The sequence below is a fragment of the Kitasatospora sp. NPDC001095 genome (genome assembly GCF_053598615.1).
Genome location: NZ_JBSFKQ010000001.1, coordinates 309,345 through 332,642, shown reverse-complemented (window position 1 = coordinate 332,642; position 23,298 = coordinate 309,345). Strand labels below are relative to the sequence as shown.

General features: G+C 74.0%; 20 protein-coding genes and 1 pseudogene. 16 read left to right on the top strand and 5 right to left on the bottom strand.

Going from position 1 to position 23,298, the window contains the following annotated elements; genetic code table 11:
- Positions 1-52: 52 nt before the first annotated feature.
- Entirely contained in the window at positions 53-739 is a 687-nt protein-coding gene (locus ACWDBB_RS01365) for a macro domain-containing protein (RefSeq protein ID WP_449787662.1), read from the bottom strand.
- A gap of 252 nt (positions 740-991) precedes the next feature.
- Here ACWDBB_RS01365 and ACWDBB_RS01360 point away from each other — a divergent pair, with 252 nt between their 5' ends.
- From ACWDBB_RS01360 to ACWDBB_RS01330, 7 genes are all read left to right on the top strand, one after another.
- Positions 992-2,608, top strand: a complete 1,617-nt coding sequence (locus ACWDBB_RS01360) for an ADP-ribosyltransferase domain-containing protein (protein WP_449787661.1) — start codon at positions 992-994, stop codon at positions 2,606-2,608.
- 116 nt (positions 2,609-2,724) lie between these two features.
- Entirely contained in the window at positions 2,725-4,845 is a 2,121-nt protein-coding gene (locus ACWDBB_RS01355; protein WP_449787660.1) for a HelD family protein, read from the top strand.
- A 156-nt stretch (positions 4,846-5,001) separates the two neighbouring features.
- Positions 5,002-6,048 carry an IPT/TIG domain-containing protein gene (locus ACWDBB_RS01350; protein ID WP_449787659.1) on the top strand — a complete coding sequence of 349 codons (1,047 nt, stop codon included), beginning with the start codon at positions 5,002-5,004 and terminating at the stop codon, positions 6,046-6,048.
- Positions 6,049-6,360: 312 nt separating this feature from the next.
- A complete protein-coding gene (locus tag ACWDBB_RS01345) occupies positions 6,361-8,160 on the top strand; it encodes a SulP family inorganic anion transporter (RefSeq protein ID WP_449787658.1) in 1,800 nt (599 codons plus the stop codon).
- Between the two features lie 54 nt (positions 8,161-8,214).
- The gene (locus tag ACWDBB_RS01340) at positions 8,215-8,571 is read left to right on the top strand and encodes a zinc ribbon domain-containing protein YjdM (RefSeq protein ID WP_392876696.1); all 357 of its coding nucleotides are present in this window, start codon (positions 8,215-8,217) and stop codon (positions 8,569-8,571) included.
- Positions 8,572-8,729: 158 nt separating this feature from the next.
- Complete coding sequence (locus ACWDBB_RS01335) at positions 8,730-10,193, top strand: MFS transporter (RefSeq protein ID WP_449787657.1); 1,464 nt, start codon at positions 8,730-8,732, stop codon at positions 10,191-10,193.
- Positions 10,193-10,645, top strand: a complete 453-nt coding sequence (locus tag ACWDBB_RS01330) for a MarR family winged helix-turn-helix transcriptional regulator (protein WP_449787656.1) — start codon at positions 10,193-10,195, stop codon at positions 10,643-10,645. Before ACWDBB_RS01335 ends, ACWDBB_RS01330 begins: the two co-directional genes overlap by 1 nt.
- 105 nt (positions 10,646-10,750) lie before the next feature.
- On the opposite strand, the gene cobF is transcribed toward ACWDBB_RS01330, so the two are convergent.
- A complete protein-coding gene (gene cobF, locus ACWDBB_RS01325; protein ID WP_449787655.1) occupies positions 10,751-11,509 on the bottom strand; it encodes a precorrin-6A synthase (deacetylating) in 759 nt (252 codons plus the stop codon).
- Positions 11,510-12,006: 497 nt separating this feature from the next.
- On the opposite strand from cobF, the gene ACWDBB_RS01320 reads away from it, so the two are divergent.
- Together ACWDBB_RS01320 and ACWDBB_RS01315 are read left to right on the top strand one after the other, a co-directional pair.
- Positions 12,007-12,459 (top strand): acyl-CoA thioesterase, encoded by a 453-nt coding sequence (locus tag ACWDBB_RS01320; protein WP_449787654.1) that lies wholly within the window; start codon positions 12,007-12,009, stop codon positions 12,457-12,459.
- A gap of 400 nt (positions 12,460-12,859) precedes the next feature.
- Positions 12,860-13,228: pseudogene (locus ACWDBB_RS01315) on the top strand (5-methyltetrahydropteroyltriglutamate--homocysteine S-methyltransferase); the annotation flags it as partial.
- A 467-nt stretch (positions 13,229-13,695) separates the two neighbouring features.
- Here the strand turns inward: ACWDBB_RS01315 and ACWDBB_RS01310 are convergent.
- Positions 13,696-14,520, bottom strand: a complete 825-nt coding sequence (locus ACWDBB_RS01310) for an SDR family oxidoreductase (protein ID WP_449787653.1) — start codon at positions 14,518-14,520, stop codon at positions 13,696-13,698.
- A gap of 99 nt (positions 14,521-14,619) precedes the next feature.
- On the opposite strand from ACWDBB_RS01310, the gene ACWDBB_RS01305 reads away from it, so the two are divergent.
- A complete protein-coding gene (locus ACWDBB_RS01305; protein ID WP_449787652.1) occupies positions 14,620-15,039 on the top strand; it encodes a MarR family winged helix-turn-helix transcriptional regulator in 420 nt (139 codons plus the stop codon).
- A gap of 108 nt (positions 15,040-15,147) precedes the next feature.
- Here ACWDBB_RS01305 and ACWDBB_RS01300 read toward each other — a convergent pair whose 3' ends face one another.
- Positions 15,148-16,110, bottom strand: coding sequence for an ABC transporter substrate-binding protein (locus ACWDBB_RS01300; RefSeq protein ID WP_449787651.1), 963 nt, complete (start codon positions 16,108-16,110; stop codon positions 15,148-15,150).
- A gap of 91 nt (positions 16,111-16,201) precedes the next feature.
- Between ACWDBB_RS01300 and ACWDBB_RS01295 the strand changes: the two genes are divergently transcribed.
- From ACWDBB_RS01295 to ACWDBB_RS01285, 3 genes are read left to right on the top strand one after another with little or no spacing between them, the layout of a single operon-like run.
- Positions 16,202-17,200: a FecCD family ABC transporter permease gene (locus ACWDBB_RS01295; protein ID WP_449787650.1), complete on the top strand. Its 999-nt coding sequence runs from the start codon at positions 16,202-16,204 to the stop codon at positions 17,198-17,200.
- Positions 17,197-18,291, top strand: a complete 1,095-nt coding sequence (locus ACWDBB_RS01290; protein WP_449787649.1) for a FecCD family ABC transporter permease — start codon at positions 17,197-17,199, stop codon at positions 18,289-18,291. The genes ACWDBB_RS01295 and ACWDBB_RS01290 overlap by 4 nt, the downstream gene beginning before the upstream one ends.
- Positions 18,288-19,121, top strand: coding sequence for an ABC transporter ATP-binding protein (locus tag ACWDBB_RS01285; RefSeq protein ID WP_449787648.1), 834 nt, complete (start codon positions 18,288-18,290; stop codon positions 19,119-19,121). The genes ACWDBB_RS01290 and ACWDBB_RS01285 overlap by 4 nt, the downstream gene beginning before the upstream one ends.
- Before the next feature lie 28 nt (positions 19,122-19,149).
- Here ACWDBB_RS01285 and ACWDBB_RS01280 read toward each other — a convergent pair whose 3' ends face one another.
- Positions 19,150-19,998 (bottom strand): universal stress protein, encoded by an 849-nt coding sequence (locus tag ACWDBB_RS01280; RefSeq protein ID WP_449787647.1) that lies wholly within the window; start codon positions 19,996-19,998, stop codon positions 19,150-19,152.
- Between the two features lie 204 nt (positions 19,999-20,202).
- Here ACWDBB_RS01280 and ACWDBB_RS01275 point away from each other — a divergent pair, with 204 nt between their 5' ends.
- The 3 genes from ACWDBB_RS01275 to ACWDBB_RS01265 are packed head-to-tail and all read left to right on the top strand — an operon-like array spanning position 20,203 to position 23,233.
- The gene (locus ACWDBB_RS01275) at positions 20,203-21,480 is read left to right on the top strand and encodes an ABC transporter substrate-binding protein (protein WP_449787646.1); all 1,278 of its coding nucleotides are present in this window, start codon (positions 20,203-20,205) and stop codon (positions 21,478-21,480) included.
- On the top strand, positions 21,477-22,403 hold the full coding sequence (locus tag ACWDBB_RS01270; RefSeq protein ID WP_449787645.1) for a carbohydrate ABC transporter permease: 927 nt from the start codon (positions 21,477-21,479) through the stop codon (positions 22,401-22,403). Before ACWDBB_RS01275 ends, ACWDBB_RS01270 begins: the two co-directional genes overlap by 4 nt.
- Positions 22,400-23,233, top strand: coding sequence for a carbohydrate ABC transporter permease (locus ACWDBB_RS01265; RefSeq protein WP_449787644.1), 834 nt, complete (start codon positions 22,400-22,402; stop codon positions 23,231-23,233). The genes ACWDBB_RS01270 and ACWDBB_RS01265 overlap by 4 nt, the downstream gene beginning before the upstream one ends.
- Positions 23,234-23,298: the final 65 nt, after the last annotated feature.

Here is a 23,298-nt window from a genome sequence, read left to right as displayed (position 1 = left end):
GCCGTCGGGCGGCGGGCTGCGGACCTGGGGCCCGCGGCCGGCCGGGGTGACGTCAGGCCCGCCGGGCGGTCGAACTCCGGCGCGCGGGAGGCGATATGCGCACCCGCTCGGTGGCGGGCGCCTGCTCGAGGCCGTCCAGCTGGGCGAGGACGGTGGCGCGCAGGTCGTCGTCGTCCTCGAAGTGGTGGTCGTTGAAGAGGGTGTAGCCGGACCACATCAGATTGGCGCAGACCCGGGGCGGCACCTTGCCGGTCTGCGCGCCCATGCCGACCAGGGCGACGGAGCGGATGGAGCCAGGCTGCAGCCGGTTCTGCCGGTGGACGGCCTGGAAGGCGGCGGCGCAGGCCAGGGCCACGTTCAACGTCTCGCTGACGTTCTGCGAGGAGGTCTGCATCGTCGGGGCCGAGATCAGGAACCCGGGGTTGACGGCGCCGGACGGGACGCAGACCGCGCTGCCGACCGGGAGGTGGCCGGCGTGCCGCTCGCGGATCGCCTTCTGGACCCGCAGCTGGATGCCTGCGCCGAGGTGGCGCTTGATCGCCGCGTCCGTGCCGCCGTCCATCCGGCCGTGGGAGTTGGTGGGGCTGACCCAGGCGTCGACCTTCGCGGTGAGGATGGAGGCGTGCCGGATCTCGATCCCGGGGACGTCGGCGAAGGCCGCCCGCCAGGACTCCACGACCGACGCGTTGAGGTCCGTCAGCACCACCTTGAGGGGCGACTGGGTGCGGTCGGTGGCCATGCGGGGCTCCTGTCGGTCGGGTGTGGCCTGCGGGCCGGTTCCTTGGTGACGCCGACGACGCTAGCGCCCGGGACTGACAATCCGTCCGGTCCCGTCCGCGCGGGTCGGGGGCCGGTCGGTGGGCCGGTCGGGGCGGCCGGGATTGTCAGACCCCGCTGGTAGGACTGTGCTGTCCGCCAGGAAAGCTGACGGTCCATCACCTGCCGTTCGCCTGTCATTCGCACGGTCCCGACCAGCCGGAGTCGCACCACCATGAGCGCCGTCGACACCCCCGCCACCCAGCCCGACCCGCACGACCCGCTCGCCCTCGCGGAGCTCTTCACCGGCGGCGAGCCGTGGCTGCCGCTGCTGAAGCCGGTCATCGAGGCGCAGCCGGGCGCGGTCTCGTTCATCGGCCCCGGTCGCGGTCCGGAGGTCGTCCCGGTCCGCGAGCTGACCTTCCAGGCGCTCAAGCCGCACGCGCCGCACAAGTGGAAGGTCGTCGTCTTCGGCCAGAACCCGTACCCGAGGCCGGAGAGCGCCACCGGCATCGCGATGTTCGACAACACCTTCCACGACTGGAAGGACAGCCAGTTCGGCCGGGTGATCAGCATCCGCTGCCTCATCAAGGCCGCGGCGATGTGGAAGTACGGCATTCCCAAGAAGACGCCGATCGCCGACATACGGGCGCTGCTGAAGAAGCAGGAGACGGTCCAGCCGCCGGAGTGGTTCCAGGCCATGCTCACCCAGGGCGTGTTGCTGCTGAACGCGGCGCTCACCGCGAGTAGTGACGGCGCGATGGGGCCGGACCAGCACACCGCGTTCTGGCGGCCGGTCGCCGAGCGGATCGTGGAGGAGATCCTCCGTGCCAAGCAGCAGGCCGCCGAGGAGGACCGCTACGTGGTCTTCGCCTGGTGGGGCGCGCACGCGCGCAGCCTGAAGAACGTCGTGCTGCGGCTGCAGAAGAAGTACCCCGAGGTCGAGGTCCGGCACATCGACCACGCCAACCCGGCGGCCCAGGGCGACATCTTCTGCGACGGCGAGCACTTCGCCACGGTGAACGCCGCGCTCGCCTCGCTCGGCGCCGACGAGGTCGACTGGCTGCCCAGCACCGGGTGGAACGCCGCGTCGGCGCAGGGCGGCGGGGCGGGCGACGGGGTCGCCGAGCGGATGGGCGCCTTCATCGCCTCCACCATGGAGCTGCACCAGCTCTACTTGGACCGGCTCGCCGGAGTGAAGGACGAGGGCCTCGTCCTGCCCGCCATCACCGGGGTGTTCGACGCCCCGCCGACGGGCTTCCGGGAGGCGGTGTCGCCGGTCGCCGAGCTGCTGCGCGGCCTGGACCGGCACGTCTCGCTGTCGCACGACTTCGGCAAGCGGCGGGCGGACGAGGGGGCCACGGGCCTGTCCGCCGACGAGATCGCCGCGCTCTACCTCTACACCTGCGAGTCCGCGTTCTACCGGGAGATCAACGCGGTGCTGCGCTCGCCGGACCGCAGCCGGCTGGTGCCGTACCTGCCGTACCTGCGGCTGCTGTTCGCGGCGGTGTCGCGGCTGCCCGTCCGGACGGCGCCGCTGTGGCGAGGGGTGTCGCTGGACCTGCGGCGGCAGTACCCGCTCGGCAGGACGGTGACGTGGTGGGGCGTGTCCTCCTGCACCTCCAAGCTCGGGGTGGCGCAGTCCTTCCTGGGGAGCCGGGGCAAGCGGACGCTCTTCGAGGTGCGCCCGGTGCGGGCCGCCGGCATCCAGAACTTCTCGGCGTTCACCGGTGAGGAGGAGTTCATCCTGCTGCCCGGCACGCAGCTGGAGGTCACGGACGTCCGGGTCGAGCGCGGCGGTCTGTGCACGGTGACGCTGACCGAGCTGGAGGAGGCGCCCCTGGTGTCCTGAGGTGTCAGGGCCGGACCCGCTCCCACTCGTTAACCAAGTCAGTATTTTTATTTGGTTAAGTTATGCTGGACGTCGAGCGGCGGATGGGCCCCGTGGTGCAGGAAGGGACGCGAACGATGACCTCGGAAGCCGGGAACCTCGGCGGCGAACTGGAGCGGGAGCGGGCCTGCGTCGAGGTCTGCCGGGCGGCGATGGCCCGGCAGGTCGAGGACGCGGACCTCCAGGTCGTCGCCGCGGAGGACGTCTCCGGCGACGGCGCCAGCGCGGAGGCGCTCGGCCGGTACCTGCGCACCCGCGCCAAGCGGATGAAGGAGCTGCCGGAGAGCCCGTCGTTCTTCGGCCGCCTGGACTTCGCCGACACCGCGGAGGCCGGGGACCACCGGCGGCAGCGCTACTACGTCGGCCGCCGGAGGATCTCCGAGGACCCGACGGTGCCGCCACTGGTGGTCGACTGGCGGGCCCCGGTGTCCCGGGTGTTCTACCAGGCGAGCGCCCACGCCCCGCTCGGGCTGGCGCGCCGCCGCCGGTTCGGCTGGGCGCCCTGGAGCCTGGGCGCACCGGAGGAGCTGACCGGGCTGGAGGACGAACCCCTCGGTGGGCCCGGTGGGCCCGGCGGGTCGGGCGGAGTCGGCTCGGCGGACGGCGGCGCGCCGGGGATCCGGGAGGGCGGTGCGGACGGCATCCTGGCCACCGAGATCGAACGGCCCCGGACCGGCCCGATGCGGGACATCGTCGCCACCATCCAGCCCGAGCAGGACGCGCTGGTGCGGGGCGGGCTGGGCGAGTCGGTGTGCGTACAGGGCGCGCCCGGCAGTGGCAAGACCGCCGTCGGGCTGCACCGCGCCGCGTACCTGCTCTACACCTTCCCGCAGCGGATCCAGCGCGGCGGCCTGCTGGTCATCGGCCCCAACCGGACCTTCCTGCGCTACATCGCCGAGGTGCTCCCCGCGCTCGGCGAGATCGACGTGGGCCAGTGCACCGTGGAGGACCTGGTCGCCACCCGGCCGGTCACCTCGGTGGACGACGAGCGGGCCGCCGCCGTCAAACAGGACGGGCGGATGGCGACGGTGCTGCGCCGGGCGCTGTACGGCCGGATCCGGGCGGCGGCCGCGGAGCCGCTGGTCGTGCCGGACGGCTCCTACCGGTGGCGGGTGTCCCCGGAGCGGCTCGACCGGGTCGTCGCCGAACTGCGCGAGCAGGCGCCGCCGTACGCCGTCGGCCGGGAGAGCCTGCGCACCCGGGTGGTGGCGATGCTCCAGGACCAGGCTGAGCGCCGGACGGGCGTGCGGTCCGGCGCCTGGACGCGGAAGGTCGGCCGCTGCAAGCCGGTCGCGGCCTTCCTGGAGGCCGCCTGGCCCCGGCTGCGGCCGGAGACCGTGGTCGCCGCCCTGCTGGGCGACCCCGCGGTGCTGGCCGAGGCCGCCGACGGGGTGCTCCACCCCGGGGAGCAGGCGGCGATCCTGTGGCGCCGGCCGCCGCGCTCGGAGCGGAGCGCCGCGTGGTCCGAGCACGACCTGATGCTCCTGGACGAGGTGGCCGGTCTGATCGAGCGCCCGGCCGGCTTCGGCCACGTCGTGGTGGACGAGGCCCAGGACCTCTCCCCGATGCAGTGCCGGGCGATCGCCCGCAGGAGCGCCTTCGGCTCCCTGACCGTCCTCGGCGACCTCGCCCAGGCGACCGCCCCGTGGGCCGCCCGCAGCTGGTCCGAGCAGCTCGCCCACCTGGGCAAGCCGCAGGCCGCGGTGGTGCCGCTGACCACCGGCTTCCGCGTCCCGGCCGCCGTGACGGAGCTCGCCAACACCCTGCTGGGCGCGCTGGACGTGGACGTGCCGCCGGCCGTGTCGCTGCGCCGGGACGGTGAGCTGACGGTGCGGCGGGTGGCCGACGGCGGCCTGGACGCGGCGGCCGTCGCGGCGGTGCGGGCCGCGCTGGAGCGCGAGGGCTCGATCGCGGTGATCGCGGCCGACGGCGCGGCGGCGCGGACCGCCGAGGCGCTGCTCGCCGCGGGCATCCCGACCGGGGCGGCCGAACAGGTCGGCACCACGGCGCGGGTGACGGTGCTGCCGGCCTCCCTGGTGAAGGGGCTGGAGTACGACCACGTGGTGGTGCTGGAGCCGGCCGCCATCGTGGAGGCCGAGCCGCGCGGTCTGCACCGGCTGTACGTGGTGGTGACCAGGGCGGTCTCCCGGCTGGACGTCCTGCACGCCCGGCCGCTGCCCGCGCCGTTGGGAGGGTGACGGCAGGGCGAGTGACGGCAGGGCGAGTGACGGCAGGGCCGGTGACGGAAAGGGCCGGGAGCGCGGGTGGGTGCGGGATCGCGCCAAATGCGCTGCCGCTCCGGGCAATTCGGGAAAGCGGCCGCCGAACTGCCGGGCGCCCGGGAGGATTTCCGTATGCCTACGATCATCAGACTGGCGGGAGCCGGTTTTGCCGCAGCCCTGTCCCTGACCGCCGCCGCGACTCCGGCGGGGGCGACCGACCTGCCCGGCGAAGCGCGCACCGCCACCGTCATCACCCAGCGGGTGGTCCTCACCCAGGCCGGGAACTACCCCACCGAGCAGAACCGGTACGGCGTCTTCTCGGTGTCCTGGCACGCGTTCGGCACCGAGGACCTCGCCGGGCCGACCCACTTCACCGTCGACCTGCCGCCGGGCGTGACCACCGGCGGCGCGATGTTCTACTCCACGCCGAACGACTACACCTTCACCGAGACCGTCTCGCCCGACGGCCGCCACCTGGAGGCCGTCCTGTACGGCAACCGCCGCTCCGGGACGGAGGAGTTCATGAAGATCCCGGTCGTCGCGGAGGGGACCGGACCGGTCACCGGCGCGATCACCGCGCGGGTGGCCAACGCCAACGACACGATCCCGACCGGGCACGTCTCCACCTACCTGCTCGGCATCGGCCTGCTGCCGCCGCTGATCGGCTCGCAGCCGCGGATCGACGATGTCAGCGCCACCAGGGGACCGGGCACGGGCGGCACCCCCGTGACCGTCACCGGCGTCGGCCTGGAGGGCGCGATGGTGCTGGTCGGCGGCGTCCCGGCGCCCGGCACCTGCACCGACACCGCCTGCACGGTGACCACGCCCGGCGGCTCGGGCAGCGCCGCCGTCACGGTGGTCGGACCGGGTGGGAAGACCACGGCCCCGGCGGCCTTCGACTACACCGGTGCCCCGCCGCCGCCCCCGCCGGCTCCCTCGCTCTCCGGCCTGAACACGCCCTCGGGCCCGGTCGGCGGCGGCACCGCGGTCATCGTGACCGGCGACGACCTGGCCGGCGGCACGGTCTCCTTCGGCGGCCGGCCCGCCACCCGGCACTCCTGCGGCCCGCGGCTGTGCACCGCCACCGCACCGGCGGCCGACCAGCCGGGGCCGGTGGACGTCACGGTCACCACGGCGGGCGGCACCAGTGGCCCGGTGGTGTTCACCTACGCGCCGTAGCGCGGCTCACCGCCGCCGGGCCGGACCTGGCGGCCGGACCGGCCCCGGAGGCCAGGGCGAGCAGCAGCAGCGCCCGGGCAACCGGGGCCGGCCGTTCCCGTGGCCACCACCGACCGCAGGACGCCACTACTGTCGGAATCCATCACATGCGAAACAAGTGATTTGAAAAATTCTTCAAGTTCATACATGCTGTCGTGCCGTTGAACCGGTGGAAGGCGCGTCCGGGCGCCGTCGGACGCAGGAAGGGGCGGTCGTGACCGCGGCAATCGGCGAACAGTGGCCGCCCGCCCGGCGGTCGGGGGCGGGCGCGGAATGAGCCTCGCCACCGTCGTGGGCGACCGGGTGCGGGCCGTCCTGCCCACCCGGGCGATCCTCGCCACCATGGGCCGCGCCCCGCGCAGGGACCTGCCCGCCGGCCTCACGGTGGCGATCGTGGCACTGCCGCTGGCCCTGGGCTTCGGCATCTCCTCCGGTGCGGGCGCCGAGGCCGGACTGGCCACCGCCGTCGTGGCCGGGGCGCTGGCCGCCGTCTTCGGCGGCTCCGACCTCCAGGTGTCCGGGCCGACCGGCGCCATGACCGTGGTCCTCGTCCCGATCGTCGCCCGCTACGGCACCGACGGCGTGCTGACCGTCGGCCTGCTCGCCGGGGTGCTCCTGGTGGTCCTCGCCCTGGTCCGTGCCGGGCGCTGGATGACGTACGTGCCGGTGCCCGTGGTGGAGGGCTTCACCGTCGGCATCGCCGGGGTCATCGCCCTCCAGCAGGTGCCCGGCGCGCTCGGGGTGCGCAAGCCCGAGGGCGACAACCCGGCCGTGGTCGCGGCCCGGGCGGTGCGCGACTTCGCCGCCGCGCCCCACTGGGCCTCCGTCGGCGTGGCGCTCGCCGTCGCCGCCGTGATGCTGGTCGGCGTACGACTGCGGCCCGCGCTGCCGTTCTCGCTGATCGCCGTCGTCGCCGCGACCGTCACCGCCGACCTGGCCGGCCTGCCCGTCGCCACCATCGGCCACCTGCCCAGCGGGCTGCCGGCGCCCTCGCTCGGCTTCCTGGACCTCTCCGCCGTCCCCGCGCTGCTGCCCTCCGCGTTCGCCGTCGCCGCGCTGGCCGCGCTGGAGTCCCTGATGTCCGCGACGGCCGCCGACGCGATGAGCGTGTCGGGCCGGCACGACGGCGACCGCGAGCTGTTCGGCCAGGGGCTGGCGAACCTTGCGGCCCCGCTGTTCGGCGGCGTCGCCGCGACCGGCGCGATCGCGCGCACCGCCGTCAACGTACGGTCGGGTGCCGCCTCCCGGCTCGCCGCCCTGGTGCACGCCGGGGTGCTCGCGGTGATCGTCTTCGCCGCCGCGCCGGTGGTCGCGGGGATCCCGTTGGCGGCGCTGGCCGGGGTGCTGATCGCCACCGCCGTCCGGATGGTCGAGGTCGGCTCGCTGCGGGCGCTGGCCCGCACCGGGCGCGGCGAGGCCGCCGTGCTGGCCCTGACGGCCGTCGCCACGCTGGCCTTCGACCTGGTCACCGCCGTGGTGGTCGGTGTGCTGGTCTCCGGCGTCCTGGCGCTCGCCGCCGTCGCCCGGGCGGCCCGGGTGGAACAGGTCCCGCTGCTCGCCGAGGTTCCCGAGGCCTCCGGCCGGGAGGTTCCCGGGCCCCGGCCCGACCGCGGCGACCACGGCGAGGAGGAGCGGGCGCTGCTCGCCGAGCACATCGTCGCCTACCGGATCGACGGGCCGCTGCTGTTCGCGGCCGCCCACCGCTTCCTGCTCGAACTCACCGAGTCCGCCGAGGTCGAGGTCGCGATCCTGCGGATGTCGCGGGTCAGCGCGATCGACGCCAGCGGCGCGACCGTCCTCGGCGACGCCATCTCCGCGCTCCGACGGCGCGGCACCCTGGTGCTGGTCTCCGGCCTGCGGGACGAACACCACCGCCCGCTGGACGCCCTCGGCGTGCTGGACGGGCTGCGCGCCCACGGGCACGTCTTCGCCACGACCCCCGAGGCCATCGCCCACGCCCGCACCCACCTGCGCGAGCGGTCGGCCCCCGCCGACCACGGCCGCACGGCCCCCGCCGACCACGGCCGCACGGCCGCCGGGGCCGGTGCCCACCGGCACCGGCACCCCCGCTGACCTCCTCACCCGTCCCTCAGGCCACCCTCGAACACCCCTGGATAATCTGAACTCATGAGCGACAACCTCCCCCCGTGCCCGCAGTGCTCCAGCGAGTACACCTATGAGATGAACGCCCTCATGGTCTGCCCCGAGTGCGCCCACGAGTGGGTGCCCGGCGGTGGCGACCAGGCCGGAGCGCCGGCCGGCGAGCGTGTGATCAAGGACGCCGTCGGCAACGTGCTGAACGACGGCGACACCGTCACGGTGGTCAAGGCGCTGAAGGTCAAGGGCAGCGTCTCCGGCATCAAGGCCGGCACCAAGGTGCGCAACATCCGGCTGGTGGACGGTGTCGACGGGCACGACATCGACTGCCGGATCGAGGGCTTCGGCGCGATGCAGCTCAAGTCCAGCGTGGTCAAGAAGGCCTGACCCGCGCGCCTGAACGGCCGCGCCCCGCCGAGGAGATCGGCGGGGCGCGGCCGTTTCGTCGTCCGGGGCCTCTCCGGGGGCGGGGGTGGAGCCGTCGCCCGAGTTAGTTATATGCTCACAATGATTACAACAACACAAATAATCATGGAGCGTTCGTCATGCCCGATGCCGCTCGACCGCGGCCCTGGCTCGTGCTCGCCATCTGCTGCATGAGCCTGCTGATCGTCAGCCTCGACAACACCATCCTGAACGTGGCCCTGCCCGCCATCCGGCGCGACCTGGACACCTCGGTGTCCGGACTGCAATGGACGGTCGACGCCTACACCCTGGTACTGGCGAGCCTGCTGATGCTCTCCGGCTCCACCGCCGACCGGATCGGCCGCCGCCGGGTGTTCCGGATCGGGCTGGTGGTGTTCACCGGGGCCTCCCTGCTGTGCAGCCTCGCCCCCGGGCTCGGCTGGCTGATCGCCGCGCGGATGCTGCAGGCGGTCGGCGGCTCGATGCTGAACCCCGTCGCCATGTCGATCATCAGCAACACCTTCACCGACTCCCGGCAGCGCGCCCGCGCGATCGGCGTCTGGAGCGGCGTGGTGGGCATCAGCATGGCCGCCGGGCCGATCATCGGCGGCGCGCTGGTCGAGTCGGCCGGCTGGCGGGCGATCTTCTGGATCAACGTCCCGATCGGCCTGGCCGCACTCTTCCTCACCACCCGCTACGTGCCGGAGTCGCGGGCGGCCCGCACCCGCCGGGTGGACCCGATCGGACAGCTGCTGGTCATCGTGCTGCTCGCCGCCCTCACCTACGCGATCATCGAGTCGCCGGAGCTCGGCTGGACCTCGCCCGTGGTGCTCGGCTGCGCCGCGGCCGCGCCAGCCGCCTTGCTGGGCCTGCTCTGGTACGAACCCCGGCGCACCGACCCGCTGATCGACCTGCGGTTCTTCCGCTCCGCACCGTTCTCCGGTGCCACCGTGATCGCGGTCGCCGCCTTCGCCGGCCTCGGCGGCTTCCTGTTCCTCAGCTCCCTGTACCTCCAGGACGTCCGCGGTCTCGACCCGCTGCACGCCGGGCTGGTCATGCTGCCGATGGCCGTCATGTCGCTGCTCACCGCGCCGCTGTCCGGCCGGATGGTGGCCACTCGGGGGCCGCGCACGCCGCTGCTGCTGGCCGGGACGACGCTCACCGCGAGCGCCGTGCTCCAGGCGGTCGGCTACTCCGAGCACCTGCCGACCGGGCTGCTGGTCGTCGCCTTCCTGCTCTTCGGCACCGGCTTCGGCCTGGTCAACGCGCCCATCACCAACACCGCCGTCTCCGGGATGCCCCGCTCTCAGGCCGGGGTGGCGGCGGCCGTGGCCTCCACCAGCCGGCAGGTCGGCCAGTCCCTGGGCGTCGCGGTGACCGGCGCCCTGATGGCCGGGACCGCCCTGGCGGACCCGGCGGACTTCACCGGGGCCGCGCGGACGGCCTGGTGGATCATCGCCGGCTGCGGGGCGGCCGTGCTGGTCACCGGTACGCTCACTTCCGGCCGCTGGGCCCGGACGACGGCCGAGCGCGTGGCGCGACGGCTCGCCGAGCAGGAGCCGGCCGAGGGAACCGAGGAGACGAAGGAGACGGTGGACGCCTGATGGAGCGCCTTGACACCGGCGGGCACCCCAAGGGGAGCGGGGCCGACGCCGCCACGGCGGCCCGGGTCTGGCAGGGGATGTACGCGCTCGTGCTGGAGCGCGACGACCGCCGCAAGACCGTCGCCGACGCCCTGGGCATGAGCTTCAGCCGGGTCAGGGCGCTGCGCCGGCTCGCCGCCGGCCCGATCACCCTGCGGGAGCTGGCCGAGCGGCTGACCGCCGACCCGCCGTACACCACCGTCATCGTGGACGACCTGGTGCGGCGCGGGCTCGCCGAACGCATCACCAACCCGGCCGACCGGCGCTCCAAGCTGGTCCACCTCACCGAGGAGGGCGAGGCGAAGGCGGCGCTCGCCACCGCGATCCTCACCACGCCGCCGGACGCGCTGCTCGGGCTGCCGCCGGAGGACCTGCGCGCGCTCGACCGGGTACTGGCGAAGCTGCTGGACTGAGGCCGCGGTCGGCTCACCGTCTGACCCGGCCGGCGGAAGCGAGAAGCGGTCAGCCGTGGGCCGTGAGCCGTGAGCCGTGAGCCGCGGGCCGTCAGCAGTGAGCCGTCAGCCGTCCGAGCGCCGGAGCAGGTAGGTGTCCATGATCCAGCCCTTGCGCTCCCGGGCCCGCTCCCGCAGTTCACGGATCCGCGGGGCCGCCTCGGCGAGCGGCCCGGAGTCGAGCACCTCGTCGGGGGTGCCGAGGTAGGCGCCGTAGTGGATCTCCAGCCCCTCGGGGTCGATCTCGGTGAAGGCGGCCCGGCCGTCGAGCATCACCACCACGTCGTCCACCCCCTCGGGGAAGCCCTCGGCCACGCGGCGGCCGGTGGTGATCTGCACCGGGCGGCCGACCCTGGTCAGCGTGGTGCGGTGCCGGGCGGCGAGCGCGGAGACGCTGCTGATGCCCGGGATGACCTGGTACTCGAACGGCGCGCCGCCCCGGGCGGACACGTCGTCCACCACGGCGATGACGCTGTCGTAGAGGGCCGGGTCGCCCCAGACCAGGAACGCACCGCTCTCGCCCGGGCCGAGGTGCTCGGCGAGCAGCTGTTCGACCAGGTCGGCGCGGCGGACGCGCCAGTCGTCCACGGCGGCCGCGTACGCCGGGGTCGTGCGGTCCCGCTCGGCGTCCGGCACCTCGACCACGCGGTGCCCGGGCCGTCCGTGTTCGGCCAGCATCCGGCGGCGCAGCGCGATCAGGTCCTGCCGTTCGTCGCTCTTGTCGAGGATGAAGAAGACGTCGGTACGACCGATCGCCTTGACCGCTTGCAGGGTGAGGTGGTCCGGGTCGCCCGCACCGATGCCGATGACGAAGATGTGCCGCATGGGGGACATTCTGCCGTCCGCCCCGGCGTACGGGCCCGGGGCCGTACGTGGCCGACCGAAGCGGTGGGCGGTGGCTGTGAGCTGCGCGGATGGACGTAAGCTGGCGGGGCAGCTGGTTCGCCCCGCCCGCCGGGCGGGGTGTCGTCACGAGGGAACCCGGCGGGAGTCCGGGACCGCCCGCGGCGGCGAGCGGCAACGACCGCCGTCCTGCGCGCCGGGGCCCGGCAACGGGTCCGGGGAGCGACGACCGGTGGGTGTCCGTCCCGGTTCGGCCGGGAGGGCGCGCCCACGAGTCCGAAGACCTGCCGCTGCCCGCGTGCCGTGTTGGCCCGCGGCCCACCACGACCCCGAGGGCGGGCCGATGGTGCGGGTGGGCCGTGTGCGGACGGCTGCCCGCTCCTCGGCGTGCCCGAGGTCCGCGACCTCACGAAGGAGAGTTCCGTGCAGCGGAACGCCGACCACGATTCCCACGGCGCCATGACGGGCGGGCCGTCGCTGTGACCAGTCCCGCTGTCCTCTCCCGCACCCCGGCCGACTCGGCGGTCACCCTTGCCCACATCATGAGCGACCACGACACCAACCTCTACGGTTCGGTGCACGGTGGCGTGATGATGAAGCTGATCGACGACGCGGCCGCCGCCGCCGCGGGCCGGCACGCCGGTGTTCCCGCGGTCACCGTCTCCGTCCGGGGGATGTCGTTCCTCGCGCCCGTCCGGGCGGGAGACCTCCTCACCGTCCGAGCCCGGGTCGGCAGCGTCGGGCGGACCTCGATGGACGTGTCGGTGGAGGTGACCTCGGAGCGGTGGAACCTCGCCGGGCCGGTGACCCGGGTGGCGACGGCGGAGCTGGTCTTCGTGGCGATCGACTCGCAGGGGCGGCCCCACCCCGTCCCCGAGCTGGTCCCGGAGGACGGTGGCCCCGACGAGCTGCGCGGACCTTCGGCCGAGTAGCCGTACGGCGGCGGCGAGGTCCCACGATACGGACGCCTTTCGAGATTTCCGCCTCGACGGCGACGTTCTGCCCCTAAGCTGGCGACGCAGCTGGTTCGCCCCGTCCGCCAGGCGGGGTGTAGGTGTCCGCCCCGGTTTCGGCCGGGTGGGCGTGCCCACGAGTCCGAAGACCTGCCACTGCCCGTACGCGACCGTTGGCGTGCGGCCATCCGGTGACCTCGTGGGCGGGTCGGCGACCATACCAGGCGGAGCCGTGCACGGTGCGGGTGTCCGTCCGGTTCGTCATCCCTTCGCGTCCTCGTGCCACCGGTGCACTTGAGGATTCAGGCTCGCGAAGGACCTCGCCTCTCGCGCCAACTCCCTGATCACCCACGACCCGGCGGTGCGCGCCCGGGGGGCCGACACCCAGATCCACACCCACATGTGCTACGCCGAGTTCGGCGCGATCATGACCGCGATCGACGACCTCGACGCGGACGTCATCTCGCTGGAGGCCACCCGCTCCCACATGGAGGTGGCCGGTGAACTCGCCGAGGCGGGCTACCCGCGCGAGGTGGGCCCCGGCGTCTGGGACATCCACTCGCCGCGCGTCCCCGGCACCGCGGAGGCGGTCTCCCTGCTGCGCGCGGGCCTGGCAGCGATCCCGGCGGAGCGGCTCTGGGTCAACCCGGACTGCGGGTTGAAGACCCGCGGCTGGCCGGAGACCCGGGCGTCGCTGAAGAGCCTGGTCGGCGCCGCCCGGACGCTGCGCGCGGAACTGGCCGGTTGACGGAGGTCGGCTGACGGGAGCCGGGCGGGCGCGGTGAGGCCGCCGCGCCCGCGCCGGCGGCGGAGCCGGTCGAGTACCGGCCCGGCACGATCGACATCCTGGCCGTGGTGCCGGCGCGGTCACCGACGCGGGCCCGGTCAACCTGCCGGCCACCGCGACCGAGGCCGAGGTCCAGGCCCTGTCGGACGCCGGCCACGACTGTTCGGGCATGCCGTCCGACGCCGTCCGCGTGGCCGTCCGGTCCGCTGCCGACCAGGGCCCCGCCGACCCTTCCGGGGCCCGCGCTCGCTGTGGGGGCACGGTCGGCCCGGGCGGTGTACCGGGCGGCGCGGGCCGGTGCCGAGCTCGACCGCGAGCGGCGCCCCCAGGGACAGCCGGTGCCGCACTCGCGGACGGTGCCCGGCTGCCGCGTCCCGGACGCCCGCGGGGCCCGGCCGGCTACCTTGCCGGCCCTGCGGCTCGGGTGATCACGGGGTGACCCAGTCGGCGGTCAGCGTCTGCACGGCCGAGCCGTCGAGGTCCTTGAGCTTCACCCCGGCGAAGGCCCGGGCGGCGTCGGAGGTGAGCAGCCGGAAGGCGGGGCGCTCGGCCTCGAGCAGGCCGAGGATGCGGGTGGCCACGTCCTCGGCCGCCTGTGCGTTGGCGAAGGCGTTGCGGGTGCGGTCCAGGTAGCCGGCCAGGGCCGGCGCGTACGGCCCGGCCTGCTCGGCGGCGTCGTCCGTGAGGCCCACGTTGCTGACGAACTCGCTGGCCACCGCGCCCGGTTCGACCACGCTGACGGACACCCCGGCGGTGGCCGCGACCGGGGCGAGGGACTCCATGAAGCCCTCCACCGCGAACTTGGCGGCGCAGTACGCCTCGTTGAAGGGCTGGCCGACCACGCCGCCGACACTGGTCACGGTCAGCACCCGGCCCTTGCTCGCCCGCAGCAGGGGCAGCGCGGCCTTGGTGACGTGCAGTACGCCGAAGAAGTTGACCTCCATGACGGCGCGGACGTCGTCGACGCTCTCCTGCTCCAGGGTGCCGACGTGGCCGGCGCCGGCGTTGTTGACCAGGGCGTCCAGCTGGTCGACGCCGGACAGGCAGGCCTCGACCGAGGCCGGGTCGGTGACGTCCAGCGCCCGGACGTCGACGGTGACCCCGGCCTGCCCGGCGGCGGCCAGTAGTGCGCCGGCCTTCGTGGTGTTCCGCATGGTGGCGATCACGTGCCAGCCGCCGCGGGCTGCGGCGACGGCGGTGGCCAGGCCGATGCCGGAGGAGGTGCCGGTGATCAGGACGGTCTTGTTGCTCATCGCGCTGGACTCCATATGTTTATGATTCATAACCAATATGATCCATAACTATGTGGCCCGATATTTCACTTTGTCAAGCACCTCGATACCCTGGTGGTCATGTCCCACCCATCGGATGACCTCACCCCCGAGATCGTCGGACTCTTCGCGGCCGTCAACCGCCGCTACGGCCGGGAGTCCGAGGCGGCCGCGGCGGTCCACGGGCTGACCGCGCTGCAGGCCAAGGCGCTGCTCGCGGCCGAAGCACCGGTCCCGACCCGCCGGATCGCCGAGAAGCTGCACGCGGAGCCGTCCAACGTGACGGTGATCATCGACCGGCTGGAGTCCCGCGGCCTGGTCGAGCGCAGCGTCGACCCCGCCGACCGCCGCGTGAAGCGGGTCGCCGCCACCGCCGCCGGGCGCGAGGTCGCCGCCGACCTGCGGGCCCGGATGCCCTTCGCCGGAGACCCGCTGGCCCGGCTCGGCGCCGAGCAGCGCGAGTCCCTGCGCGAGCTCCTGCGGCTGGTCCTGGAGGCATGACGGCAGCCCCCCGGACGGTTGTCCGGGGGGCTGCGGCCCTTCCCTCGGAACTCCTTCGGAATCCCTTCGGAAGTTCTCGGGGGGGGGATAATTCCCTGCCGGGTGGGGCTACTTCGCGCCGAAGGCCTTCTCGATGTCCTCGACGACCTTCTCCGCCGCGATCGGGCCGGAGCTGCTGCTCCACACCTGGCCGTCGACGCCCATGAGCTGGTTGGTGCCCACCGCCTTGAGGCGGGTGAAGGCCTCCTGCTTGCGGGCGGTCTCCAGCGCCTTCTCGCCGTCGGCGTTGAGGGTGGCGACGAACACCCGGTCGGCGTCGGCCTTGTTGAGGTTCTCCAGGGACAGCGGGTCCGAGTGGGGCTGGGCGCCCAGGTCGTCGGCGATCGGCATGGTGCCGGCGCCGGTCTTCTTCAGCAGGTCGCCGGGCATGTTGGTGGTGTTCATCACGATCGGCCCGTTGGGCATCCAGCGCATCACCACGGCGCTGCCGGTCCTGCCCTCGCCGGCCTTGGCGGCGCGCTTGTCCAGGGCGTCCAGCTTGGCCGTCAGGTCGTCCTTGTGGCCGAGCGCGTCGCCGTACACGGCGAGCACCGAGCGCCAGTCGCCGGCCTTGGGGACGATGGTCGGGGCGACCGCGGAGAGCTTCTCGTACTGGGACTTCTCGATGCCCGAGGAGGCCAGGATGAGGTCGGGCGAGGCCTTGAGGATCGCCTCGATGTTGGGCTCCTTGACCGTGGCCACCAGTGGGATGGCGTCGGCCTTCAGGTAGGCGGGGGCGGTGGTGCCGCCGCGGCTGGAGCTGGTGCCGACCGGGGTGACGCCGAGTGAGAGCGCGGTGTCCAGCGAGGTGTCGTTGAGGGCGACGACCCGCTTGGCCCCGGCCGGGACCTCCACGGCGCCGAAGGCGGTGTCGATGCTGCGCTTGCCGTCCTTCGCGGCGGCGGTGGACGAGGAGCCGGAGTCACCCGCGGAGCCGTCGGACCCGGAGGAGCCGCACGCGGTCAGGCCCAGGGAGAGGGCGCCGACGACGGCCGCGCCGAGCACGGTCTTGGTAAAGCGGGTGCCAAGCATGGGTGTTCTCCGAGCAATGGTAGTTTACGGGCGAACCGTTTTTCTGAGGTTAGCCTAACCATACGTAAAGCCCTGATGGGGGAGGCCCGGTGTGACAACCCGATCACTCCTGCTGCGCGGACTGCTGCCCGCCGGCGGTATCCTGCTGCTCGCCGTGCTGGCGAGCCTGCTGCTCGGCGCGGGCGATGTGGGGCCGTCACGGGCGTTCTCCACCCTGCTCGGTGACGGCGACTCCGACTCCTGGTTCACCGTGTTCCACCTGCGCGCCCAGCGCACCGCCGTGGCCCTCGCGGTCGGCCTCGCGCTCGGCGTGGCCGGCACCGTGCTCCAGGCCGCCGCCCGCAACCCGCTGGCCGAGCCCGGCCTGCTCGGAGTGAGCACCGGCGCCTCCTTCGCCGTGGTGATCGCGATCGTGCTCGGCGCCGGCGCGGCGAGCGTCGGCCCGTACGTCGCCGTGCTGGGCGCCGCCGCCGGCTGCCTGCTGGCGCTCGGTGCCGCCCGGCTGCGCGGCACCGGCGACGACCCCGTCCGGCTGGTGCTGGCCGGAGCGGCGCTGAGCGGACTGATGAACGCCGGCTCCTCCGTACTGCTGCTGTCCGACGCCCGGGCCGCCGACGAGATCCGGTTCTGGACCATCGGCTCGGTCGCCGGCCGCGGCACCGACCAACTGCTGGCCGTGCTGCCGGTGCTGCTGCTCGGCCTGGTCCTGGCGCTGCTCTCCGGGCCGGCGCTGACCGCGCTCAGCCTCGGCGACGACGTCGCCACCGGCCTCGGCCACAAGCCCCGCCGGGCCCGCGCCCTCGCGGTGGCCGCCGTCGCCCTGCTGGTCGGCGCCGCCACCGCGATCGCCGGACCGGTCTCCTTCGTCGGCCTGGTGGTGCCCTTCGCCGCCCGGGCCCTGGTCGGCCCCGACCTGCGCCGACTGCTCGTGGTCTCCGCCCTGCTCGGGCCGGCCGTCGTGCTGCTCGCCGACGTGGCCTCCCGACTGGTCGCCCGCCCGTACGAGATGCCGCTCGGCGTGATGACCGCCCTGTGCGGCGCCCCCGTCCTGGTCGCCGTCGTCCGCTCGCACAGAATGCCCGCGCTGTGACCCCCACCCTGAAAGCCCCGAACCCCGACACCCACTCGGCCGCGCCCCGGCCGTCGACCCCGCCCGGCACCCGGCTGCTCGCCCTCGGCGGCCGCTCGGTGCTCGTCCCGGTCCGGCCGCTGCTCGGCTGCACCGCCCTGCTGCTCGTCGTGGTCGCGGTGACCGCCGTCTGCCTGGCCGTCGGCGAGACGAACCTGAACCCGGTGACCGCCCTGCGCGCCGCCTTCGGCGACGGCACCGCGCGCGACGTGCTTCTGGTGGAGAAGCTGCGGCTGCCCCGCGCCGAGGCGGCCCTGGCCGTCGGCGCCGCCCTCGGGGTCGCGGGCTGCCTGATGCAGACCCTCGCCCAGAACCGGCTGGCCACCCCGGACACCGTCGGTTTCAACGAGGGCGCCACCGCCTTCGCCGTCGCCTCCGTCACCGGCGTCGCCACCCAGCTGCTGCCCTCCGCCGCCGCCCTGGTGGGCGCCGCCACCGCCGCCTCGCTCGCCTTCGCCCTCGGCGGCGGGGCCGGCCGCAACGGCTACCGCTTCCTGGTCGTCGGCCTCGGCATCGGCGCGGTCTTCGGCGCGGTGACCAACCTGATGCTCTCCCGCGCCGCCATCGACGCCGCCAACTCCGCCTACGGCTGGACGGTCGGCACCCTCAACAGCCGGGACGCCGACACCGTCGGCCTCCTCGAACTCGGCCTGCTGGCCTGCCTGCCCGCCGCCGTGCTGCTCGGCCGGCGGCTGTCATTGCTGCGCTTCTCCGACGCCGTCGCCACCGGACTGGGCGTCCGGGTGCGCGGCCTGCGGATCGGCGTCCTGGCGGTCGCCGTGGTCTGCGCGGGCCTGGCGGTGGCCGTCGCAGGACCGCTCGGCATGATCGCGCTCGCCGCGCCCGAGGCCGCCCGCCGGATCGCCGGGCCGCGCTGCGTGCCGGTGCTCACCTCGGCCGCCGCCGGCGCCGCCTTCACCCTGCTCGCCGACCTGATCGGCCGCACCGTCCTGTCGCCGCTGGAGGTGCCGGCAGGCCTGGTCACCGCCGTCGTGGGCGGCCCCTACCTGCTCTGGCTGCTGCTCACCACCCGTCCCCGGAGGACCGCATGACCGCCCGCACCGCGACCGCCGCGACCACCGCCGCCCCGGCCCACCGCCTGGCGACCAGTGCGCTCAGCCTCGGCCACGACCGCACCATCGTGGTCCGCGAGCTCGACCTCGAACTGCCGCGGCAGCAGGTCACCGTCATCGTCGGCCCGAACGGCTGCGGCAAGTCCACCCTGCTCGGCGGCCTCGCCCGGACCATCGCCCCGCGCTCCGGCGCCGTGCTGCTCGACGGCAAGCCGCTGACCTCGCTCTCCACCCGCGCGATCGCGCGGATCGTCGGCCTGCTGCCGCAGTCCGCCACCGCCCCGGACGGGCTGACCGTCCGTGACCTGGTCCGCTACGGCCGCCAGCCGCACCAGGGCCTGCTGCGGCAGTGGTCCGCCGCCGACGCCGAGGCGGTCGAGCACGCGCTCACCGCCGCCGACCTGCACGAGCTGGCCGACCGCCCGCTGGACACCCTCTCCGGCGGCCAGCGCCAGCGCGCCTGGATCGCCATGGCCGTCGCCCAGGACACCGACATCCTGATGCTGGACGAACCCACCTCGGCGCTGGACATGGGCCACGCCCTGGAGGTGCTGGAGATGGTGCGCGGCCTGACCGCGCGCGGCCGCACGGTCGTCCTCGTCCTGCACGACCTCAGTACCGCCTGCCGCTACGCCGACCACATGGTGGCCATGCGGGACGGGAAGGTCGCCGCCCAGGGCGCGCCGCGCGACATCGTCACCCCGGAGCTGGTGCGCGACCTGTACGGGGTGGAGAGCGCGATCCTCACCGACCCGGTCCACGGCACCCCGGTCGTCTGCCCCGTCGGCCTCGCCCCCCGGACCCGCTGACCTCCCGGGCGGCGCACCCGCGACGCCCTCAGCCGTACGGGACGACCGCGACCGGGCAGTGCACGTGGTGGATCGCGGCGTGCGCGACCGGGCCGATGTGGTGGTGGCGCAGCGGCAGGTGCCGGACCCTGCGGCCGACCACCAGCAGCCGGGACGACGCGGCGGCGTCCACCAGGTCCACGGCGGGCTTGCCCCGGATCAGCTCGGTGGTCACCTCGACCTCCGGGTGGTGGGCCCGCCAGGGCGCCAGGGCCCGCGCCAGCCCGCTGTCCTCGGCCGCGGACGTCTCGCGCTCCAGCCCGCCGATCGCCCCGTAGGACATGTACTCGCTGCCGGCCGGCGGGGACCAGACGTGCACCACGCGCAGCGGTGCCGAGCGGAGCGCGGCGGCCTCGAAGGCGAAGGCCAGCACCGGCTCCGCCGGGCGCCCGAGGTCCAGGCCGAGCGTCACCTCGCCCTCCGGCTCGTCCCCGTCGGAGCGGACCAGCACCACCGGGCAGGCCGCCCGCCGCAGCACCTCCTGGCTCACCGAGCCGACCAGGAACCCGCGCAGGGTGCTCAGGCCGCGCGAGCCGAGCACCAGCACGGCGGCGCTCCGCCCGGCGGCCTCCAGCGCCTCCACGGGATCGCCGGCCACGGAGGAGGCGGCGACCTCCACCTCGGGCACGATGGAGCGCAACTCGCCCTCGTGTTCGGCGAGTTGCGCCAGTGCCTGATGGTCGCCGCGTTCGCTGCCGGGAGCGAGGTGCTTCGGGCGGGGCCAGGCCTGGAGGACGTCCAGGCGCAGGCCGCGGCGCTGCGCCTCGCGGGCGGCCCACGCGGCGGCGGCCTGGCTCTCGGGTGAGCCGTCGAATCCGACGACGACGGGTCCGGTCACGGCGTGCTCCTCGGTTCCGGTGCGGCCGGAGGTCTCTGCGTGTGCGCCCAGTATCCGCGCGGGCCCCGACCGGCGCCTCCCGGAGGCCCGGCCCCGGTTCGGCCGTCCGGCTGGTCGACGGGCGGGCGGCGCGGCACAGCCCGGGCCGGGCGGGGGAGCCCGGCTAGGGTCTCCCGGACCGGTCCGTCCCACTCCGGGAGAACGATGCCGAGGGTCCCCCGTCTCCGCTCGCGGTGGGCGAGCGCCGCCGCCGGACTGGCCGTGCTCGCCTCCGCCCTGGTCGGCTGCGGGGGTGGCGGGGGCGGCGGCCCGGTAACCCTGAACTGGTACAACTTCCCGGACGACTCGGGCGCCCTCCAGCAGGCCGCCGACCGCTGCGGGCAGCGGTCCGGCGGTCGCTACACGATCCGCTACAACAAGCTGCCGCGCGGCGCCGACGGCCAGCGCCAGCAGCTGGTGCGCCGGATGGCGGCGCACGACACCGAGGTCGACATCCTCGGCCTGGACGTCACCTGGCCCGCCGAGTTCGCCGAGGCCGGCTGGATCCGCGAGTGGACCGGGGCGATGCGCGAACAGGCCACCGCCGACACCCTCGCCGCGGCGGTGCGCACCGCGACCTGGCGGGACCGGCTGTACGCGGTGCCGTACAACTCCAACACCCAGCTGCTCTGGTACCGCGACGACCTGGTGCCGACCCCGCCCGACACCTGGGCGCAGATGCTCTCCCGGGCGCGGGAGCTGGCCGACGAGGGCAAGCCGCACTTCGTGGAGATCCAGGGCGCCCAGTACGAGGGGCTGACGGTCTGGTTCAACACGCTGGTCACCAGCGCGGGCGGCACCATCCTCACCCCCGACGCACAGGCGCCCTCGCTCGGGGAGCCGGCCGTCACGGCCGCCGGGGTGATGCGCGACCTGGCGACATCGGTGGCCGCCGACCCCTCGCTGCCGAACCAGATGGAGGACCAGAACCGGCTCGCGATGGAGTCCGGCACGGCCGCCTTCGAACTCAACTACCCCTTCGTCTACCCCTCGATGAAGGCCAACCGGCCGGAGCTGTTCCCGCACTTCCGCTGGGCCCCGTACCCCGCGGTGAGCGCCGACCGCCCCGCCACCGTGACCATCGGCGGGATCGACCTCGCGGTGGGCGCCTACAGCCGGCACCCGGACCTCGCCGCCGAGGCCACCCTCTGCCTGCGCGACCGGGACAACCAGCTCACCAACGCGCTGAAGGGCGGCCTGCCGCCCTCGCTGCGCAACCTGTACGAGACGGCCGAACTCACCGCCAGCTACCCGTTCGCCGCCGACGTGCTGGCCGCCCTCGACTCCGCCAGCGTGCGGCCGCAGACCCCGGCCTACCAGAACGTCTCCATCGCCGTCTCGCACATCCTCTCCCCGCCCGCCGGCATCCACCCGGAGAAGGACGTGGCCGACCTCCGCGGGCAGATCCAGGACGCCCTCGGCTCGAAGGGGCTGATCCCGTGACACCGTCCACCGAGGCCGCCGCCGTACCGCGACCGGCCGGGCCCTCGCTCGGCGCCCGCCAGGAGCGCCGGCTGGGCTGGCTGCTGTGCGCACCCGCGGTGATCGTGATGCTCGCCGTCACCGCCTACCCGATCGGCTACGCCGTCTACCTGTCCTTGCAGCGCTACGACCTGCGCTTCCCCGAGCAGGCGCACTGGGTCGGGCTCGCCAACTACGGCGCGGTGCTGGCCTCGCCGTACTGGTGGCACGCGCTCGGCGTCACGGTGCTGATCACCGTGGTGTCGGTGGCCCTGGAGCTGGTGCTCGGCCTGGCGCTCGCGCTGGTGATGCACCGGACGCTCTTCGGGCGCGGTACGGTGCGCACCGCGGTGCTGGTGCCGTACGGGATCGTCACCGTGGTGGCGGCCTACTCCTGGCAGTACGCCTGGACCCCGGGCACCGGCTACCTGGCTGCCCTGCTGCCGGAGGGCAGTGCGCCGCTGACGGAGCAGTGGCCGGCCGTCGGTCTGATCATCCTCGCGGAGGTGTGGAAGACCACCCCGTTCATGGCGCTGCTGCTGCTCGCCGGCCTGGCCCTCGTGCCGGACGAGACGGTCCGGGCGGCGATGGTGGACGGCGCGGGCTTCGGGCAGCGGCTGCGGCTGGTGATCCTGCCGCTGATGAAGCCGGCGATCCTGGTCGCGCTGCTCTTCCGCACCCTGGACGCCTTCCGGATCTTCGACAACATCTACGTGCTGACCGGCGGCTCCAACGGCACCGGCTCGGTGTCCATCCTCGGCTACGACAACCTGTTCACCGCGCTCAACCTGGGCATCGGCTCGGCGATCTCGGTGCTGATCTTCGTCTGCGTGGCGCTGATCGCCGTGGTCTTCGTCAAGCTGTTCGGCACGGCGACGCCGGGCGCGGAACCGGAGCACCGATGAGCGGCCGGCACAACCGGACGCTGACCGGCTGGGGCGTCGCCAACCTGGTGGTCGTGCTCTACGCGCTCTTCCCGGTGTGGTGGATCGTGGCGCTCTCCTTCAAGGACCCGAGCACCCTCTCCGACGGCGCGTTCGTGCCCCGGAAGTGGACCCTCGCCAATTACCGCGGCATCTTCGAGACTTCGGAGTTCACCCGGGCCCTGGTCAACTCGATCGGCATCGCGGTGACCGCCACCACCATCGCCGTCGTGCTGGGCACCATGGCCGCGTACGCGGTGGCCCGGCTGCGCTTCCCCGGCAAGCGGCTGCTGATCGGGGTGTCCCTGCTGATCGCGATGTTCCCGCCGATCTCACTGGTCTCGCCGCTGTTCGACATCGAGCGGGCACTCGGCCTGTTCGACACCTGGGCCGGGCTGATCATCCCCTACATGACCTTCTCGCTGCCGCTGGCGATCTACACGCTCTCGGCGTTCTTCCGGGAGATCCCCTGGGACCTGGAGAAGGCGGCCAAGGTGGACGGCGCCACGCCCTGGCAGGCGTTCCGGCTGGTCATCGCGCCGCTGGCGGCGCCGGGGGTGTTCACCACCGGGATCCTGGTCTTCATCTTCTGCTGGAACGACTTCCTGTTCGCGATCTCGCTGACCTCCACCACCTCGGCCCGGACGGTCCCGGCGGCCATCGCCTTCTTCACCGGGAGCTCCCAGTTCGAGCAGCCGACCGGCTCGATCGCGGCCGCCGCCGTGATCATCACGATCCCGATCGTGGTCTTCGTGCTGCTGTTCCAGCGCCGCATCGTCGCCGGGCTCACCGCCGGCGCAGTCAAAGGCTGAACCCGAGTCGAACCCCGAGTCGGACCCGAGTGGACGGGCCGCCCCACCCGGCGGACCAGGAAGGC